Below are 18,049 nucleotides of genomic sequence, written 5' to 3' on the forward strand. Positions count from 1 at the left end.
ACAGTAGGGGCGAATGGCCATTCGCCCCTACAGGGTTTTAGTTGTGACGATGTGGTTTATCAATCTGAAAATCGCTGTAAAGTATTTATTTTGGACTTTGGACAAAATTCAGATGTAGTTAGCGTAAATATTACGCTAACTACATCTGGCAATATCCCTGCAGGTTATGAGGCGGGAAAATTGTTACGTTCGCTCAATCTAAAAGTCAAACAGTGGTGGTATTTTCTACTTCACCCAGAAATACCGCCTGATAATAATCTAGCAGAGCGGTCCCGCACGATTGGCTATCACTAAAAGAAAGGTAAGTGGTGGCTCCAGAAGCATGGAAAGATTTGAACACACAGCTAATTTACTAACTGTGGTACAAACTTGTCGTCGCCAGGGTCGTTCTGTAATTGATTTCTTTGAGCAGTCTTTGAAAGGGTTTCGGCTGTCGCTGACATTAAACACAGAGGGTTGCCTCAGCCGTATCGCTCTAGATAGTGATGACTTATCAGCTCTTTCTCTGATTCCTATATCTGATACCTGAATCATTCAATAGCGTTGGCGGAGCCTAGCGGCAGCTATATCGCTCTCACCTGAATCCTTACGTATTTTATGTTAATGAAAACCGCTATAAAATTTGCCAGAGTCGAAGCAACTATATTAGAAGACATAAAAGTCAGAGATTTATTAATAACTGGATGGGGAAAAGACCAAGAATATATAGGAGCAAATTTAAGAGGAGCAAACCTCATAAGTGCCGACCTTAGTAATGCCAATTTAAAACTAGCAGACTTAGGAGAAGCTTCTCTACAAGCTGCCAATTTAAACAACGCAAATTTAACCGAAGCATTAGCAATAGGCACTAATTTTACCACCGCTCAAATGTCAGGAACTTGTTTAGAAGGTTGGAATATAGACCACACTACCATCCTCGATAATGTTGAATCAAAATATATCTATTTATTAGAGGAAGCTAAACCAGAAACAGACGATAGGGAACGTCGCCCTAGCAGTGGATATTTTCAAGAGGGAGACTTTACAAAATTATTCCAAGAAGTCTTAAATACTGTAGATTTAATTTTCCGAAATGGAGTAGATGCCAAAGCATTTATGTCATCTTTCCAACAGGTACAAGTGGAAAACGAAGGCATCCCCATGAAAATTCAAGGAATGGAAAATAAAGGTGATGGAGTAGTAGTAATTAGAATTGATGTACCCCCAGAAACGAAGAAGGAAAAAATTCATCAAGACTTTATGGAAATATACGAGCAAAATGTGAGAGTGCTAGAGGAAAAATATCAGAAAGAATTACAAGAAACCAAACGATATATAAGTCAAAATATTCAGGATAATCAGAAACAACATCAGATGGAGTTGGCAGAAATAAAGAAACAAGATGCTCGTTTAGAAGAGCAAAATAAACATATGATATCTTTGGTTAATGAGATATTTCAAAAATCAACCTCTGCTAATTATTTAGTGACTCTCAATTTTGAAGGGGGAAGTTTTGCCACAGGTTTTCCAGTTATTAGAGCTAATATTTGGTTAGAAAATCATCCTTTCCCAATTTCTTTTTCCAGTAACTTACCCCCGAATTCAGACTTTTACAACGTTTAAACAAGCAAAATAATAATCGTGGATTTACTTTAATCGAGTTATTAGTTGTGATTATTATTATCGGAATTTTGTCAGCTATTGGTTTAGGTACCTTTTTAAATCTAGTCTCTAAAGCCAAAGAAAAAGAACCTGAACTTAAGATAAATGGTGCCAACAAGATCCAAATGAACTACTATTATGAGAATGGTAAATTTAGTAGAAATTCAGTAGCAGATGTAGAGTTACCTACCGAAACAGAAAACTATGTATATGATGTTCGAGATCAAATCATATTTTTGACAATTCCTTCTGAATTATCAATTATTATAGGTCAACCTAAAGATAATCAACACCGAATCAGGTATAGCATTCTTTTTGAGAAATGGTATAAGGCGATCGCCAATATTGAATATTATTGAATATTTTCGTACTAAAATCATTCTAACTGACTTGGGCACATCCTACTTCGCCACAGTTCAAAATTACTATTGATTCTGCATTAATATTACCATATCTAGTAATAAATACTCTACTTATCCAGCTTCACTTCATGGCAAATAATATTACAACTTTAGGAAAAAAAATCAGTATAAAACACTGCAAAACATCAATTAACACTCTGCCATACTAAATTATAGTATCTCTAAAGGCATTGTAGTTTCTGAAGAAAATTGAGAGAAAAACTCAACATTTTTTTCTACAAACTTAAATCTATCTCAATTATTTATATATAATAATCCCCCCGATAAAACAGTAATCTACCAGGGGATATTGCAGCTATTTATCTAGCAGTAACAACTATGGGGTTAGCATCTTTCTTGAAAGACACAAGAGAAGGATGAAAAGTTATTTATTAATTATGAGGAGTAATTAACCATGGAAAAAGCATTTAAAGCTCAAAAAACAAACAACCTTACAAGTAATTCTTATGGTTTGAGCCGTTGGTTAAAATCTCTAACCCTAGGCATAATTCCTGCTATTTTAACTGCTTTACCAGTCAATGCAGCCAAGCAAATTTCTGTAGGTCACGAAGGTTTAAATACTTTCATTTCAGTATCAGCATTAGAAACTTATGCTAAAAATGGAGAAATTAACTATGAACTAGCTAGCTATATGCTGCTTTTAGAAGCTGAAGACGAACAAGAATATCGAGAATTATTGCAAACTCGCTACAATTTTCCGCCTCAAATAGTTTCTCAATTTCTCCACTCACCTATGGGAAAATTATTCCTCAAAAGTTTAGGAGAAGTAATTAAAACTCAATCAATTTCTGATGATTTATCATCTGTTGAAAATGGTGCAGAAGCAATTAAAACAGCCTTGTTAAAATCTGTAAATGATTCTGAAGGCTTAACTATGATAAATTTTCTTCGTCATTTTCCTAGTGATGTTATGTGGCTAGAAGCCAAGAAAATTTTGGCTGTAACTGAAAAAGTTTCTACAGTACAAGAACAGACAAAAGCTTTTGTTGAAACAGTAGCAAATCTAACATTAAAAGAAGCCGATCGAGAAAACAAAGTAGATTATTCTCAATTACCAGATATTAGAAAAAAAGGAAAATATAGCTTTTCCCAACAAGAAATTATTCTTGAAGATACTGGACGAAATCGTAAATTTTCATCCAAATTTTATTTCCCAAATACCTCTTCAAAAGAAACACAAATTCCTGTAGTAGTTATTTCTCATGGTTTAGGCTCCAATGGGGTAAACTTTGAGAGTTTAGCTGAACATTTAGCCTCTTATGGATTTGCTGTTGCCCTACCCCAACATCGAGGCAGTAATTATGAATATATTCAGAAATTTTTAGCAGGTAAAACTAAAGATATGTTCCAGGGCAATGAATTTATTGATCGCCCTTTGGATATTTCTTTCTTATTAAATGAATTAGAGCAGTTAAATAAATATCAATTCCATGGTCAGTTAAACTTAGAAAAAGTTGGTATGTTTGGTCATTCTTTTGGAGCTTCTACCGCTTTTGCTTTAGCAGGTGCTGAGATTAACTTTAATCAACTCAAACAAGATTGTGGCCCAGAAATGGAAGTTTTGAATATGTCGCTGCTGCTACAGTGTCGTGCGTTGGAATTGAAGCCACAAAAATATAACTTCAAAGATGATAGAATTGCAGCAATATTTGTACTTGACCCAGTAAATAGTAGTTTGTTTGGAAAAGCTGGTATGGGTCAAGTTAAATTACCTGTTTTGTGGGGAAGTGGGAGTGAAGATAAAATTACTCCCATAGTTTTAGAACAAGTAAACTCTTTTACTTCGTTGACAACTCCTGATAAGTATTTAGTCTTAACAGAAGGAACAGATCATATTAATATTAATTTGGGTGCAGTGCACAAAAATGCTTTCACTTCTCTAGAAGACTTGATTAAACCAGACCCAGAAGTAGTAATTGGTTATGCTAATGCTTTTGGTTTAGCATTTTTCCAAACCCACATTGCCGATCGCTCTGAATATCGCTCTTATTTGCAAGCATCCTATGCTCAGACCATCAGCGAACAACCTTTTAATCTAAGTTTGGTGAAGTCTTTGTCAGAAACTCAGTTAAACAAAGTATCGAAACAAGCAAGAACAAACTAATTAGATTATATTTGGAGTAGGGGCGGGTTTTAATTGAAATTAATGTTTTGACATCCTCCCGATGCTGCTCTACGAGACAGCGCGGGATTCCCTAACATCACTTATAGGGGCTTTCTGCTGCCTCTTGCAGAGGAGCTGCGCTAACAATGCACCCGCCCTCCGGGATCTATTCCCTTCCGGTCTTACAGTCGCTCCACAGACTGACACTGCGAGTCCCGCAGCCAAAATATTTATTGAAGCGTTAACATCACGGTCATGGTGACTACCACATTCAGGACAGTCCCACTCTCTGATACTTAAAGGTAATTTTTCCACTATGTGCCCACAATTAGAGCAACGCTTTGTTAGCGTTAGCGAAGCTCCTCTGTAAGAGGCAGCTCCTCTGAAAGAGGCATTAGGGAAATATCTATCAATTTTGATTAATTCCCGTCCATACCATTCAGCTTTGTATTCTAATTGCCTCACTAACTCTCCCCAGTTGGCATCACTTATTGCTCTTGCTAATTTGTGATTCTTGACCATGTTTTTTACTGCTAGATCCTCAACTACTATCGTTTGGTTTTCTCTATATTAGTTGGGTTGTCAGTTTATGGGTATAGTCAATCCGGGAATCTTTAATTTGGGCGTGGATTTTTGCTACTTTAAGTCTGGCTTTTTGATAATTATTAGATCCCAAGGTTTTCCTGGATAGAGATTTTTGAGCTAACCTTAGTTTTTTGTGTAACTTCTGAAGATTCTTAGGGTTAGCTACTTTTTTTCCATCACTGGTAGTTAATAGGCACTTGATTCCTAAGTCAATGCCTACCTGTTTCTTAGTTGGCTTGAGTTTTAAATCTCTGGTGTCTTTGACTCTCAAAGACACAGACCATCTACCGGAAGGGTCAAGCTTGACTGTTATTGTGATTGGCACACAGTTTTGGGGTAATTGCCTACTCCATCTGATAGGTAATGGCTCTGCAGATTTAGCTAGATAGACTTGACTATCTTTCCATTTGAAAGCAGACTTTGTGAACTCAGCACTACCACCATTGCGCTTTTTCTTGAAATTAGGATATTTAGCGCGTCCACTAAAAAAGTTAGTGAAAGCTGTTTGTAGATGTCTCAAAGCTTGCTCTCCGTGGTACACAGCTAACTTCACTCAGAAAATCCAAATCTTCCTGTTTTTTCCAACAAGTAAGCATAGCTGAAGTTTCTTTGTAGCTTACTCGTCGCTTTTGTTCATACCATACTTGATTTCTAGCTGCTAAAGCTTTGTTTTAGACTAAGCGTACACAACCCGAAGTTCTCCATAACAAATTTTCTTGTTCTGGAGTGGGGTAAAATCTAAATTTGTACGCTTTTTCAATCATTTACTGTCTATTTATTCAACAAAAACATTTTAACAGATTATGTGTGAAACTGCAAGATTGATTGGTTTTCCCATGCGACGCTCCCGTTACCGGAGAGCGCGGGTCTCCAACCAACATTTAGATGAAAATTCAATCAGATGAACTCGCCCTATTGATAATGATATAACGCACAAAATTAGCTGTGTCAGTCTAGTAGGTTGTGGGCAAAAATTATATCATGTCCGATGCTACCAGACATGATATTAAACCTTTTTTCCTTCTTTTCTTCTTTCCTTTTTCCCTCTTCCTTCTTCCTTCTAAGATTCACCAACCCCTATTATTTTTTATTATTTTTGATTAATTTACTCTTTAACTGATACCTCACAGTAGCGTAAACTGCTTTGTAAGAAGCATTAATATTATATTCCTCTTGCAACCATGTTTGAATTTCTCCATAACTCTGAAAACCATTATCGGGGTCATTCAGTCGTTTTTCCAACTTATCTCGCGCTTCTGCTGGAATTGCTGGTTTGCGTCCCCCATTTTGTTTTACCTGCAATAATCCTGATAGACCATCCTTACGATATTGCCTCAACCACCGTTGTACTGTAATCCGATTTACCCCTAGAGTAACTGCCAATTCTGTGACAGTTGCTACTTGACCAATTTTAAATAGATACAATGCTTGAATCTTCTGAAAACCACTGGCGGTTTTTTGATGATTTAACAATTTTTTCAGTTCTGGAACTGTTTCTGTGATTTCTATTTTGCATACTCCGGCCATATTTATTTTCCTTGATATCTATACTACTTTTGTGATCTAAAAATCTTTTCTATAATATCTGTAGCATACAAAAAAGTAAATAGTCACTATAGTATTTTTAACAAAGGCAGGACTTATGCACGAGAACCCAGGAACCCAGTTTTTTTCGTAGCAACCAGGTTTCGCGTGCGTAAGTCCTAAAAAAACTAAGTAGATAGGTTTGACATCCTCGGTACAACTGAAACCTATGATAACTATTCTCTATCTTGAGTCTTTTTAGATTGAGTAATAAACAGCTTTTGTAGTTCTGAATTACTTGGTTTATTTTCTCTTAATTTATACTTCTTTTGGCAACAAGCTAGACTATCATTCCCAACAACACGGACACAACCAAACACCTTTGCTAATCTGGTTTTTTGTCCCCGTGTTGGATAAATACGATACTTAAATCTAGCTTTCATAATTCTTATCTAAACTAATAATGTGATAGCATACTTGAAGTAGCACTCAGCACTCAGCTATATAGCAATCAGCTTTTCAAGGTTATAATGGGGGATACTCAAGACAAGCAGCTCCGCGTCTTATAACCCCCACGCAAAGCGCACCACTAATTAGGCAAATATATATAGTGGGGGACTTAAACCCTCTAATTTTTAGCTGATAGCTGATAGCTAGTTAAAGAATGTAGAATGTAGAATTAAGAATTAATTTTTAATTCTTAATTCCATTGACTTTTTTCTCCAATAAAAAGTCGCCCGCTTATGGGCGAGGCTTCAGACCCATTTTTTCGGTGAATAAACTTCACTATGTAACAAAAATTTTATGCAGCCAAAACCCTTGATATGGCTTTTTTTTACCTCGTTATAATCCCTTCGGACATAGTGATATTTAATTACATCTGGTTACTTAAAGTGTATACTGACTTATGAAGTTATTCAATAAATTTTTGTGTATTCAGGTAAACTATCTACAGCCATAAGCGATAAAAATATTGATAAAATTGAGAGGAGCAAGCATGGGTAAGAGAAACCCCATTACATTTATTCTAATTATCCTGGCTTTAGGTTACGGCGGTTCAATTGTTTGGTTAAATAATGTACAAAAAAAATCCATAACTATAGCTCAACAAAAAATAGCTAGTTTAGGAGACATCAATCAAAATGTAGATATTAATAAACTTAGAGCAGCACGAAATCAATTGCCCAAAGCAATAGCCATTTTAGAACAAGCAATTCAATTACCTGGTATACCCTTACAACCTGTATCCAGAGAAATAGTTAAACTAAATTATCAACTAACAGCAATAGAGAGAAAACTATATTTAGAAGAATATGGATTTATATATTTAAAGTTAGCAAAAGAGTCAGCAATGGCAGCAGCTTTATTAGTACAAAATCCACCCCATCCTATTAATACTTGGTATAAAGCACAAGAAAAATGGCAATATGCAATTAATTTATTAGAAAAAATTCCTCAAGAGAGCGGTTCATATCTAGAAGCTAGAGAAAAGTTAAAACTTTATCGCGAAAATTATCAAGTAATAACTAAAAGATTTAATTGGGCAAAACAGGCAATTGAAATTAATAACCAGGCTAAACAAAAGATGGAAAAAGGAAATTATTGGGGTGCAATTAGAGACTTAAAAAAAGCGATAAATCTCAACCCTGGTCAGAGTGAAACTTACTTAAGTAGAGGAGTTGCTTATTCTCAAGTGGGAATGAGAAGAGCAGCGATCGCCGACTTTAATAAAGCTATCCAAATAAATCCTGGAAATTCTCAAGCTTATTATTACCGAGGTGATGAATATCTACAATTAGGAGAAAAACAAAAAGCACTGGAAGACCTAAATAAATCTATTAAAATTGATGCTAATAATCCTAAATCTTACTTGAATAGAGGGGTAGTTTATTATTTAATTGGAAATCAAAGTAAAGCAATGGAAAATTTTCAGCAAGCTGCTTTTCTTTTTGGATTAGATGGAGATTCAGAAAGTCAAAAAATTGCAGTAGATATGCTAAAAAGATTTCAAGAATAGTATAGCGCTACGCCCAAGTCATTTCAGTTATCAGTTATCAGTTATCAGTTATCAGTACCTCCTGCTTAACCAGGAGGCTTGAAATACGGAATATTCTTTTGTCTTGGTCGATTGGATATGGCGTTTCGCTACGCGACATTAAAAGCGGAGCGGCTCTGTAAGAGCGTGAAACCTCGCCATCCCATCCTAAGGTCATGCTCCGCTTTCCGACCGCTTTTTATCCCCTTAAAAGAGGAGGCGTAACTACCCAAATTTTTCGGTCAAAAGTTAAAAGTAATATCTGACTTATTCTGCTTGTTGCCTATGAGTTTGGGTCAGTAATTCGCAAATTTGCTCAAGGTAGAATAGAAAATCCTAAATGATTAGCAATTGAACGTTGACGCATGGGTATAAGAGTATGAACTGGTGAATTTAGTAATTTTCCTTGATCATCAGGTCTTACTACTAAAGTTGTTGAACCTCCACCATCTAAATTTAATGCCTTATCTACACCTAAATTAATCATAAATTCCTGTAGTTCTGCCATAGTAAGACCATCACTATAAAAAGGCTGTTTACCATCAACTAAAACTAACCATAATTTATCACCTTTTTGATTAGTTGCTACTGCTGTCCGTGGATAAGGTCTCTGATTAAAAGGTGAATTTCCTGGCACAGTAATTGCCTGACCATTAGCAATTAAAATTAAATTACCAGAAATAGCTTGAGTAGTTTGAACCGGACAAATAGAATTATCTGATATTTGAGCATAGTTCTTGACATTAAAACATAAAGTCGGCCAATTTCTATCAATTATAGAGTAGTCATCACCATTAGATATTGCTCGTCCGACTACGTTGACTAAATCCCCACTTTTAGGGTAAAAGTCCCAAGGTGTCTTTTCATAAAATGGGGAGAAAAAATTGGCATTTATTCCTAGCTGTAAATCAAATTCATTGACAAATTCGGAAGTAGTACGAGCCGGAATTTTCATATCTGGAGAAGTGGAAATTCTTGGCGTTACTAATACTTTAAATCCTGGTGTAGAAAGGTCAATAGTAACAACATGAATCATAATCGGACGCGGTTGAGAAAAAGCAATCCTTTCATATAAAACTCCAGGAAATAGTAATAAATTTGTGTTAGTTCGAGGAGGGCGAATAAAAGATAATATAGTAAAAATTGTAATGATTAAAATTAAGGAAAAGACGATGCCAATAGTTAAGAGCGATCGCCATCTAATAATTCTAGATCCAGACATTAGATAAAATCCTCATTTTTGGAATTAATAATGAATAATTAGGGCTGGCTGAAAAAGTCTTTCTAGTCTTTTTAGTAGTCAATAGTCAATAGTCAGTAGAAATGGTCGATTAGAAAATATGTACAAAGAAATCAAGACAAATATTTGTTGCTTAAAAATCTAGGAATATATGTACTGAATACTTATCTATCTACCAAATTTAAATCTCTTGCAGTATCAACGATTTGAGATTTTAGTCATTCGTATGCTATCTTAATACTTATTTTACAAACAGTCTATTAATTATTAATTAGATATCTCCAATAATAAAAAATAAAATCAATTATCCTACATAAATTATCAATTCTCTCTTCCTGCTCCTCTTTTCTCGAGATGTCTATTGTTGAACCTATTCCTTATCTTGAATATCTTAACAAATAGGTTGTTTTCCAGGTTTCACAGCATGAATATACTCACTACCAGAATTAGGCCAACCTCTGCGATAAGCTGCCGACTCTGGTTTTCCCCATCCCAACTGCAAAAGCATCTCCAAAAAATTTGACTTTTCCCACTTCAACATATTCGCCCATTCTGTACGTTGGGCGATCGCCTCTATCTCAATTATTTCTATTGGGCGAAATTCTCGACCATGACTCACACTTAAATATAAATCCATCCCTCTGGTAACTTGGTTCCAGAAATTTAACACAGAAGCTTTTGCTGCCTGCAAAATTTCTAAATCATCCGACAAGGCAATTAACTGTTCATGCACCACAGGAAAACTAATAGTTTTCTCATTAACTGTCACTTGTCGCCACACAATACCAGAAACCAAATATTCCCTTTGATAACGATGAATAGCAGCTTTAAAATCTTGATAGGCAGTAAACTTTTGAAACGCCTCTGGTTTGAGAAATTGGTCAACTACTGGGTTTCCAGTGCGGGGGGTTGCAGCCAAATTAAGACGCTGGCCTTGTATACAAGCTTGGCGTTCTTCAGCTAAGATATTTATTAGTTCGGTAGTATTGTAGACCTTTGACATAAGGACATACTATAGTCAGAGTTATATAAAATGTCTTTATTGTGACATATTTTTGGCTCAAGCAAGAGTATTCACAAAATCTTTTTTCAAAATTATTGGAGCTAAAATAGTAGCGCCTCGAGCTTCATGGGTGTGGGTAAGTTAACATCTTGTAGCGACATAATATGACGCCTGGGTTTGTTAAAATAGAATAGAAGATAACAATAATCTTCTGCTAATGATTTGATAATTAAGTTTATTAAAGCTTGATAATATTAAAAGGAGTAAAATATGGGTTTAATTAGTGGTCTGCTGGGCAATGCTTCCGAACTTAATGTTGATTCTAAAAAACTAGATAAGTTATTCAATGAGATTTTAGTAGATGGAGAAAAAATTGAAAAAGCTTACCAGATTATCCGTGATATGTTTGTGTTTACTAATAAGCGTTTAATATTGGTAGATAAACAAGGAGTGACTGGGCATAAAATTGAGTTTCTTTCTATTCCTTACTCAAAAATTACTAAATTTTCTAAAGAAAGTGCAGGGCATTTTGATCTAGATGCAGAATTAAAAATTTGGGTGGGTAGTGAATCAGAACCAATTAGCCATGAATTTAATCGTTCGGTGAATATTAATGAAGTATATGCTGTACTGAGTAAATATGTGTTGAAGTAAATTAGAAGGTAGGGAGTAGGGAGTAGGGAGTAGGCAGTCGTTATAATAAATAGGAATGAGAACAAGTAGGGAAAAGAGATGAATATTTATAATTCATATCTAGATTATGCAACGCCAATTATCAGTTTGGTTAAATAATTTGCTTCAGCAAAGAGTAGTTCATAAGTTCATAAGTGGATCTACTCTTTATTTTTATTATACTAATTTTTGAGAGTGTTCCATCAGAGGAAGTTAAAATCTCTCTCTCAATCAATCTTTTTCCTTTATTTAAACATTATGAGTAACGGTCCTGACCGTAATCTTAAATATCCAATGCCTAATCAAACTCGATTAGTTTATTTAAAAAATATTATTAACAATCCTAACATTATTGTGGGAGATTATACTTACTACGATGATTTTGAGAATCCAGAGAATTTTGAGCGGAATGTTCTCTATCATTTTGACTTTATTGGGGATAAATTAATTATTGGTAAATTTTGCTCTATTGCCTCAGATGTAAAATTCATTATGAATGGTGGAAATCATCGGACTGATTGGTTTACAAATTACCCATTTCCTGTGTTTGAAAATGGTTGGGAAAAAGCCATGCCCGACTCTTGGCCAGACAAAGGGAATACTGTTATTGGTAATGATGTTTGGATTGGTTATGAAGCGACAATTATGCCTGGTATTCAAGTGGGAAATGGAGCGATTATTGCAACAAAATCTGTGGTTACAAAGAATGTTGAAGCCTACAGTATTGTGGGGGGAAATCCTGCTAAGGAAATTCGGAAAAGATTTGAAGAAGATATTATTAAAGAGTTGTTGGAGATTAAATGGTGGGATTGGTAAAATGTGATTTTGATGATAATCCTCTAAATATTTTATCTTAATGTCCCCATAGGTATTTTATAGAAGGATCTCGGTTAAGATCCCGAAACATAAGTACAATTGATTCAGGTATAGGGTCTTCTGATACAGAGGTACGAAATTTACTCATTAATTTTTCTCAAGTTAATTATCTTTAAGGTTTATATAGTTTAACAAAAAATTTAGTAGACAGGTTTATTCAATTTTTCAACCCTTTAAACCTCTCCTTCGCCGACTCAAACGCCTCCTGCATCACTCCCTGAATTTTCTCTGGATCTGGCTTTTTCCCTCCCATCAAATCTCCAAAATAAACACAAGCACTTTCTCCCAACGCCCAAGTATAAGTTGCTGCCCAAGAAGCAGCGATCGCGCTGCCAAACCCAGGCACAATTTTAATCAACTCTCGCCCTACTGCTTGAGCAACAAAACCGCCACCAATAGCACTAACAACCCCACCTGCTTGAGATGGAGAAATTGTTTGCCCATACAAATTTCCCAATAAACCCACCATTGACACTTGCAAGGCTGTCAATACTGGCATTGTCGCAAAAGGTAGAGGTACTGCTGCTGCCGTAGCTGCCATAATAGTAAACGATAAAATGTAACGTCGCCCCACATCTCGGTAAATATTCCCTAGTTGTTTGCTCGCTTGTTCGTCTAATAATTGATGAATAGTTCGTGCTTCTGCTTCTGGAAGTAATTCAGCTAAACTATCTCTAAATGCTTCTAAACCATAAAATACTGGGTTATACCCATCCTCTTCCAGAGTAAAGTCGAGCAACACAGAGCTATTATACAACTCCCCAAAATCTTCCTGAATAGCAGCAAAAGGGCGGTTGAGTTCTTCATATTCTGGAGGATATTCGGGATGGTCGTCAGTGGGGTTGGGATAAACTTCGTGCAGACAAGTCACTGCTAACAAACAAGGAATATTTGGATATTCCTGTCGTAACTGTTGTGCTATCTGTCGTAAAGTATCTGTGGCAAAATCATTAATTTTTACAGTCAAAATCAAGATTCTGGCGCGGTTGCTTTCCTGCTCCAACTCTCCCAAAAGTTCGTCAATAATAACAGGAATTTCCTGTTTCACATCTCCCAACCCCACAGTATCGGTAAAAATTAACAACGGCAAATCATCAGAAGGATAAGCATAACGTTGGGTGTGTTGGGTATGGGGGCGAAAACCTTGACCAATTATTTCTGGTGAAACTCCTGTTAAACCTCGCACTATGGAACTTTTACCTGTTTGGGGTTTACCGATTAATATTGCTTCAGTGGTAGGAAGTTGGGCGCGTACTTTTGCCAGTATTTCGGCAACTTGAGCTTCATCCACAGTAAACCATTGCATCATTGTTTGTGCTGCCTTACCCACAGGAAAAAGTTTCATCAAGCGGTTGTTAGTATCATGCCAAATTCCACCGATACGATTTTGCCAAGAGTCAGTTTTTGACTCTGTTTTTACATCCTCAGTCGGTCGATCGGACTCTTCAGAATTAGGTATTGGGGAGTTAATATCATTTGGTTCAGTCATTTCAGTTATCTTTATATCTGTTATCAATCCTAAATGATTTGTGAAAAAATAGGAAGATCAAAATCTTATATAGCACTAGGCAAATAGGTTAGGACATTTCTAAATCCTGAAACCTTTTGATAGTCAACTGTTCCCTGTTCCCTATTCCCTATTCAAGTAGCGCTATACTGTGACGATTTCCCAAAATTGACATCCTCCCGACGCTGCTCTACGAGACAGCGCGGGATTCCCTCTAACAGATTATTTGTAAACTCGCAACATTGATTGGTTTTCATAAACAGCAGAAATTTCCTGAAGTTATTGTCAGTTGAGCTGCTATGAGCGAATAAATATTTTTTGGTGATGATAAGAATGCCTTTGAAACCAGACTATATGCTAATTTGTTTGCTAGGTTGCCTTGCAGTAGCTGGATTGAATTGAGTATCTATAAATTGCACTGGATCATAAGTATTAATCCACAGATGAGCGCCACATTTTGCTGGTTCGTAAGGCCGATAGACGATTTGGCAAGGACCTGGAATATATAAGTCATAACCATAATCGTTACGTTCCCCATCCTTAACTGACAATATAGGTTCAAGTTGTTCAGGAAGTTTACCAAAATTACCTTTTATTTTGCTTTGATTAACATGAATCATTTTAGGTTTAGTAGATTTCTGCTTGCGCCAGATACCCTTGGGACCGCGCCGAGCCGGAATTATTCTGGGCATTCCACTTGAAGATACTGGAATTTCCCAGAATCTACCATTTTTTTTGGCTCCTTTGACTCTTCCTTGAGCCAGTAAAACTAATAAACGTTGACGAGAGATACCTAATAAAAAAGACGCTTCTCTAGTACCCATGATTTTTTTTTCAACTATTGAACAATAGTTAGATGTGCCATACTAAAATAACATTAAAGAAGTTACCTAAAAACAAACATAAACAAAATTATTGGTTTTGTCAATAAGAGAGTTTGCTGAAAAAGCATGAATCTTTAGAAGTCAACGGAGACGCCCCAAACCTAAACTGAAAAGCTTCAAACCTGAATTTCCTTAAAAGATGCCAAATGATTTCTATACTTCAATCTGCCCATCTCCCCTACTCCCCTACCCCGATCCCCTACTCCTTAAAAAGACTTTAACCCAGTTATAAATTACATCCCAAGCAAAAACTTGTTTAGGACTACCGGTTTTTGACCTTAGTAATCCTTGTATAAATTGTATCCGTAATATTTAGGTCGAGAATCTAATCGAACATGAAGCCAAGCTACACCACCACCCGCCGTACTGACCCAAAGTGGGTTATCTGAAATCTGTTGTTGCACAGTTTCTCCCACAATTCGCCACAATGCATATTTTTGAGCATCGGGCGCATTGCGAATGAAGGCTGCTAAATGGGAATAAGCTGAAAACAGAGTTTCTCCTAGAGAAGAATTTGAATCTATTGGAGATGGAACCACAAGTATTGCATCTTTGCCTAAATTCTCAAATACAACAATTCCATTGTTAACATCATCAGTTGCGAAATAATTCGCAAATGTCATTTTGTCTGGGTTGCTTGCCAACCCTGGAGAATTGAGCAACACAAATTCAAATTGACGCTTTAGAGTATCTTTAGTAATAGGTGGTGTCTCCCAGCGATATGCTGAAAAGGGCGACTCAGATAAAAGTGAAATGAAGAAGGCACAGAAGTCTGAGTCAGACTGCCAAAGATTTAAAACCTCAGCATAAGATATCGGTTTACCATTGTCAGTCACTGTGTATTTATGAACGCGACTTTCCTTCAGAATTTCATGGCTAGCATCAAACATTAAATATCTCCAGAAAAGAGGGAATAGGGAATAGAAAATAGGGAGAAATAACTGATAATTTCTGTACGATAATTGATTTTATTTTTGATTTTTGGAGAAGTCTATTTGTTAATTGAATCAGGACTTAAGCAGAAACCAGGTTTATGAAAAATTAGTAGTTTGAACAAATAATCAGAGAAATAAACTCGCTTTTCTCCTGACTCCTCAAATCCTATTTACTCTTTTGCCAATCTTCTAACGCTGCAATAACAAAGCTACTAGCAGGATGATTCAGGAATTGTTGAAAGGCAGCAACTCCACCAGATTTTATGGCACTTAATATTCTTTCTGCTTTTGTTTGATTATTATCAATTTGTGTAATTACTTCTTCAGCAATTTTCACTTTGCCTGGCATTGTATCTGACGGGTAAGTTTTATCTAGTTGCTCTAATAATTCTTGAATATCTTTTGCTGCTTGTGCTAAATTTTGTTCTTGAGATTCGTAAATTGTACGAGCAATTTTTGCAGAGTCTTTAATTTCTCCTTTACCAGCTAAACCATAAATTTCTCTTCCGCTACCAGCCAAACCATCAATTTTTCCTCTGTTGCCAACTGCTCCATGAATTTCTTGAGCATTAATTTCGTCTCCACTACTTCCTGACATATTTGTACCTCCTTGATTACTATACTCTCCTATATTAACACCAGGGCGATTAACTGCTGCACTTAATACACCTTTATACCATTCAATATCTTTTTCTCTGTGTGCCAATATTGCTCGAAGTTGTTCTGCTGAAAGTGCTTTTAACTCATTATAAGTCTCGAAATATTCTTGATCTAAAACTGAATGGTTAGCTTCAGGTGTAGTGTCAGCTCTAATCAATAATTTGTCGTTATTTTCCCCTCGAAACTCCACAGAACGGATTTTTATTTCTGCTTCTGGATGGTCTTTTTGTAGTTTCTCAAATGAATATCCAGCTATTCGGGGGTCTACTCCTTGATTATGATAAAGGTCTAAGGTATTGACAAAAGGTTTGATAAAATCTACAAATTCCCCTTCTTCAAAAATTTTATCTTCATCGGCAGGTTTTCGGCGCAGACGCTCATCCAAACTTTCTTCAGTTGGAAGCTTTAAAAAGTCAGGTCGTCCTCTATTCTGAGGTAAGCGCATATAAACATAATCACATTTGATACTCTTTAGTATAGTTTTGGTAGTTATACCCCAATCTTCTATGAATGCTCCGGTTAAAGTTGATCCTGTGAAGTCAGCTTGGTCTAAAAATGTTCCTACTAATTTGGTACAAGAAAGGTTTGCATCTTGAAGGTTGGCTGAGTTGAGATTCGCTTCTATGAAACTGGCATTAGTTAAATTTGTTCCCTTAAGATTGGTTCCTTGAAGATTTAAGCGATGAAAATCCAGGTTTTCTCCTTGACCTGTTCTAACTAACTCTCTGACTTTGGCATCTTTTAGATAAGTTTCCCCTGGTCGTATGCGGTCTAGTTTAACAGTATCTCTCCAACAAGTACGAGTTATGTTAGTACCTCTAAAATCTGTGCTTTTCAGTCTGGCTGCTGTAAAGTTAGCATCAGTCAAGTTAGCACCCCTAAAGCTAGTGCCTCCTGTTGCTGCAAAGGCAACAGCAATTTTCCGAACTAGACTGTGCTTCTCATCTCCACTATTAGCTTGCCAACCAATGTAACTTCCTAGCAATACTGCTGCCACAGCTATACCACCAGCTATTGCTCTACTCTCCCAGGATTCAACAGCACTCAGAGCATCAAGCATAGCCCCTTCGACCTTTTCAGCTACAGCTAGAGTTCCGGCTGCTACCATAGCTGCTACCGTTACACCTACAACAGCAACAAATGCCCCAGACATGACTCTAGCTACAAAAATAGTCAAGGTTATTATTACAGCCAAAGCCACAACTACAACAATAAAAATGGCTACAGCCGCTGTCCCTGTTCCTACTCCCCCCACTGTCCCGTAAAAAATTCCACCTATAGCTACAGCCGTAGCCAGAGACAAACCTATGGTAATTATAGCAGTTATATATCCCTGGAGAATACTAAAAATAAAGAAAGCAGCTAATGCTACAAAGACAATCACACCCAAAGCAATAGGATGAGGTTTTTGAATGAATGCAGGCTGTAGCATACCAGAAGCCATAAGACTAGCCAACCCAGATGCTGCTCCTAATAGTGCCGACACTAAAAGTGACACTCCTACCAAGAGAACTGCCCAACGCCTCTGTAATCCAGCTTTAGCTCCACAAAACTTAGCCCCCGTTAGATTTGCCCCACGAAAATTAGTACCCCGAAGATCGGCAAAACTGAAATCTGCATCAGACAAATCTTCTCTCTTAAAAGACAGACCTCTAAGATTTTCTCTTTGGAAATTTCGTTCACCTTGTTGATATAGTTGCAATATTTCACGTTGACGCGGATTCATATTTTTTATCTATTAATAAGCACTTAGTAGTAGTAACGCACCGCAATATTTGGGATAGACGGTGCGTTACATTTCATCAACGCACCCTACCAGACCTACTAACAATTATTATATAGAATCCATTCGGTATCTTTTGAATTAATTACTGCTCTATAAGCATGGGGAAGGAAATTTGACTACCCATCACCTCTGGCGGGGTGCTTCAGTCAATGAATAATTCTGACTCTTATAAAGT

At 36.5% G+C, this 18,049-nt stretch carries 13 protein-coding genes and 3 pseudogenes; 7 read left to right on the top strand and 9 right to left on the bottom strand.

The features are described from left to right. Window positions 1-159: 159 nt before the first annotated feature. The 4 genes and pseudogenes from ACP6PM_RS32640 to ACP6PM_RS32655 form a co-directional block, all read left to right on the top strand. Window positions 160-529: pseudogene (locus ACP6PM_RS32640) on the top strand (IS66 family transposase); the annotation flags it as partial. Window positions 530-597: 68 nt separating this feature from the next. Further along, the gene (locus ACP6PM_RS32645) at window positions 598-1,602 is read left to right on the top strand and encodes a pentapeptide repeat-containing protein (RefSeq protein WP_426591014.1); all 1,005 of its coding nucleotides are present in this window, start codon (window positions 598-600) and stop codon (window positions 1,600-1,602) included. A 17-nt stretch (window positions 1,603-1,619) separates the two neighbouring features. Continuing rightward, a pseudogene (locus ACP6PM_RS32650) lies at window positions 1,620-2,000 on the top strand (prepilin-type N-terminal cleavage/methylation domain-containing protein); the annotation flags it as partial. Window positions 2,001-2,457: 457 nt separating this feature from the next. After that, window positions 2,458-4,167 carry an alpha/beta hydrolase gene (locus ACP6PM_RS32655; protein ID WP_426591015.1) on the top strand — a complete coding sequence of 570 codons (1,710 nt, stop codon included), beginning with the start codon at window positions 2,458-2,460 and terminating at the stop codon, window positions 4,165-4,167. Window positions 4,168-4,236: 69 nt separating this feature from the next. On the opposite strand, the pseudogene ACP6PM_RS32660 reads toward ACP6PM_RS32655, so the two are convergent. From ACP6PM_RS32660 to ACP6PM_RS32670, 3 genes and pseudogenes are all read right to left on the bottom strand, one after another. Then, window positions 4,237-5,516: pseudogene (locus ACP6PM_RS32660) on the bottom strand (RNA-guided endonuclease InsQ/TnpB family protein). Between the two features lie 316 nt (window positions 5,517-5,832). Beyond that, window positions 5,833-6,279: a helix-turn-helix domain-containing protein gene (locus ACP6PM_RS32665; protein WP_426591016.1), complete on the bottom strand. Its 447-nt coding sequence runs from the start codon at window positions 6,277-6,279 to the stop codon at window positions 5,833-5,835. A 233-nt stretch (window positions 6,280-6,512) separates the two neighbouring features. Next, window positions 6,513-6,719 (bottom strand): helix-turn-helix domain-containing protein, encoded by a 207-nt coding sequence (locus tag ACP6PM_RS32670; RefSeq protein ID WP_426591017.1) that lies wholly within the window; start codon window positions 6,717-6,719, stop codon window positions 6,513-6,515. A gap of 554 nt (window positions 6,720-7,273) precedes the next feature. Here ACP6PM_RS32670 and ACP6PM_RS32675 point away from each other — a divergent pair. After that, complete coding sequence (locus ACP6PM_RS32675) at window positions 7,274-8,293, top strand: tetratricopeptide repeat protein (protein ID WP_426591018.1); 1,020 nt, start codon at window positions 7,274-7,276, stop codon at window positions 8,291-8,293. Between the two features lie 334 nt (window positions 8,294-8,627). On the opposite strand, the gene ACP6PM_RS32680 is transcribed toward ACP6PM_RS32675, so the two are convergent. Beyond that, window positions 8,628-9,533 (bottom strand): phosphodiester glycosidase family protein, encoded by a 906-nt coding sequence (locus tag ACP6PM_RS32680; RefSeq protein WP_426591019.1) that lies wholly within the window; start codon window positions 9,531-9,533, stop codon window positions 8,628-8,630. Window positions 9,534-9,942: 409 nt separating this feature from the next. After that, complete coding sequence (locus ACP6PM_RS32685; protein WP_426591020.1) at window positions 9,943-10,554, bottom strand: hypothetical protein; 612 nt, start codon at window positions 10,552-10,554, stop codon at window positions 9,943-9,945. Between the two features lie 270 nt (window positions 10,555-10,824). Between ACP6PM_RS32685 and ACP6PM_RS32690 the strand changes: the two genes are divergently transcribed. Next, entirely contained in the window at window positions 10,825-11,208 is a 384-nt protein-coding gene (locus ACP6PM_RS32690; protein WP_426591021.1) for a PH domain-containing protein, read from the top strand. A gap of 276 nt (window positions 11,209-11,484) precedes the next feature. Then, entirely contained in the window at window positions 11,485-12,042 is a 558-nt protein-coding gene (locus ACP6PM_RS32695; protein WP_426591022.1) for a CatB-related O-acetyltransferase, read from the top strand. Window positions 12,043-12,259: 217 nt separating this feature from the next. On the opposite strand, the gene ACP6PM_RS32700 is transcribed toward ACP6PM_RS32695, so the two are convergent. The 4 genes from ACP6PM_RS32700 to ACP6PM_RS32715 form a co-directional block, all read right to left on the bottom strand. Next, window positions 12,260-13,591 carry a YcjF family protein gene (locus ACP6PM_RS32700; RefSeq protein ID WP_426591023.1) on the bottom strand — a complete coding sequence of 444 codons (1,332 nt, stop codon included), beginning with the start codon at window positions 13,589-13,591 and terminating at the stop codon, window positions 12,260-12,262. Between the two features lie 368 nt (window positions 13,592-13,959). After that, window positions 13,960-14,433 carry a hypothetical protein gene (locus ACP6PM_RS32705; RefSeq protein ID WP_426591024.1) on the bottom strand — a complete coding sequence of 158 codons (474 nt, stop codon included), beginning with the start codon at window positions 14,431-14,433 and terminating at the stop codon, window positions 13,960-13,962. Between the two features lie 338 nt (window positions 14,434-14,771). Beyond that, on the bottom strand, window positions 14,772-15,383 hold the full coding sequence (locus tag ACP6PM_RS32710; RefSeq protein ID WP_426591025.1) for a DUF6940 family protein: 612 nt from the start codon (window positions 15,381-15,383) through the stop codon (window positions 14,772-14,774). A 211-nt stretch (window positions 15,384-15,594) separates the two neighbouring features. Beyond that, window positions 15,595-17,814 carry a pentapeptide repeat-containing protein gene (locus ACP6PM_RS32715; RefSeq protein WP_426591026.1) on the bottom strand — a complete coding sequence of 740 codons (2,220 nt, stop codon included), beginning with the start codon at window positions 17,812-17,814 and terminating at the stop codon, window positions 15,595-15,597. Window positions 17,815-18,049 lie beyond the last annotated feature (235 nt).

The sequence above is a fragment of the Dapis brunnea BLCC-M229 genome, from assembly GCF_050015995.1.
GTDB lineage: Bacteria > Cyanobacteriota > Cyanobacteriia > Cyanobacteriales > Microcoleaceae > Trichodesmium.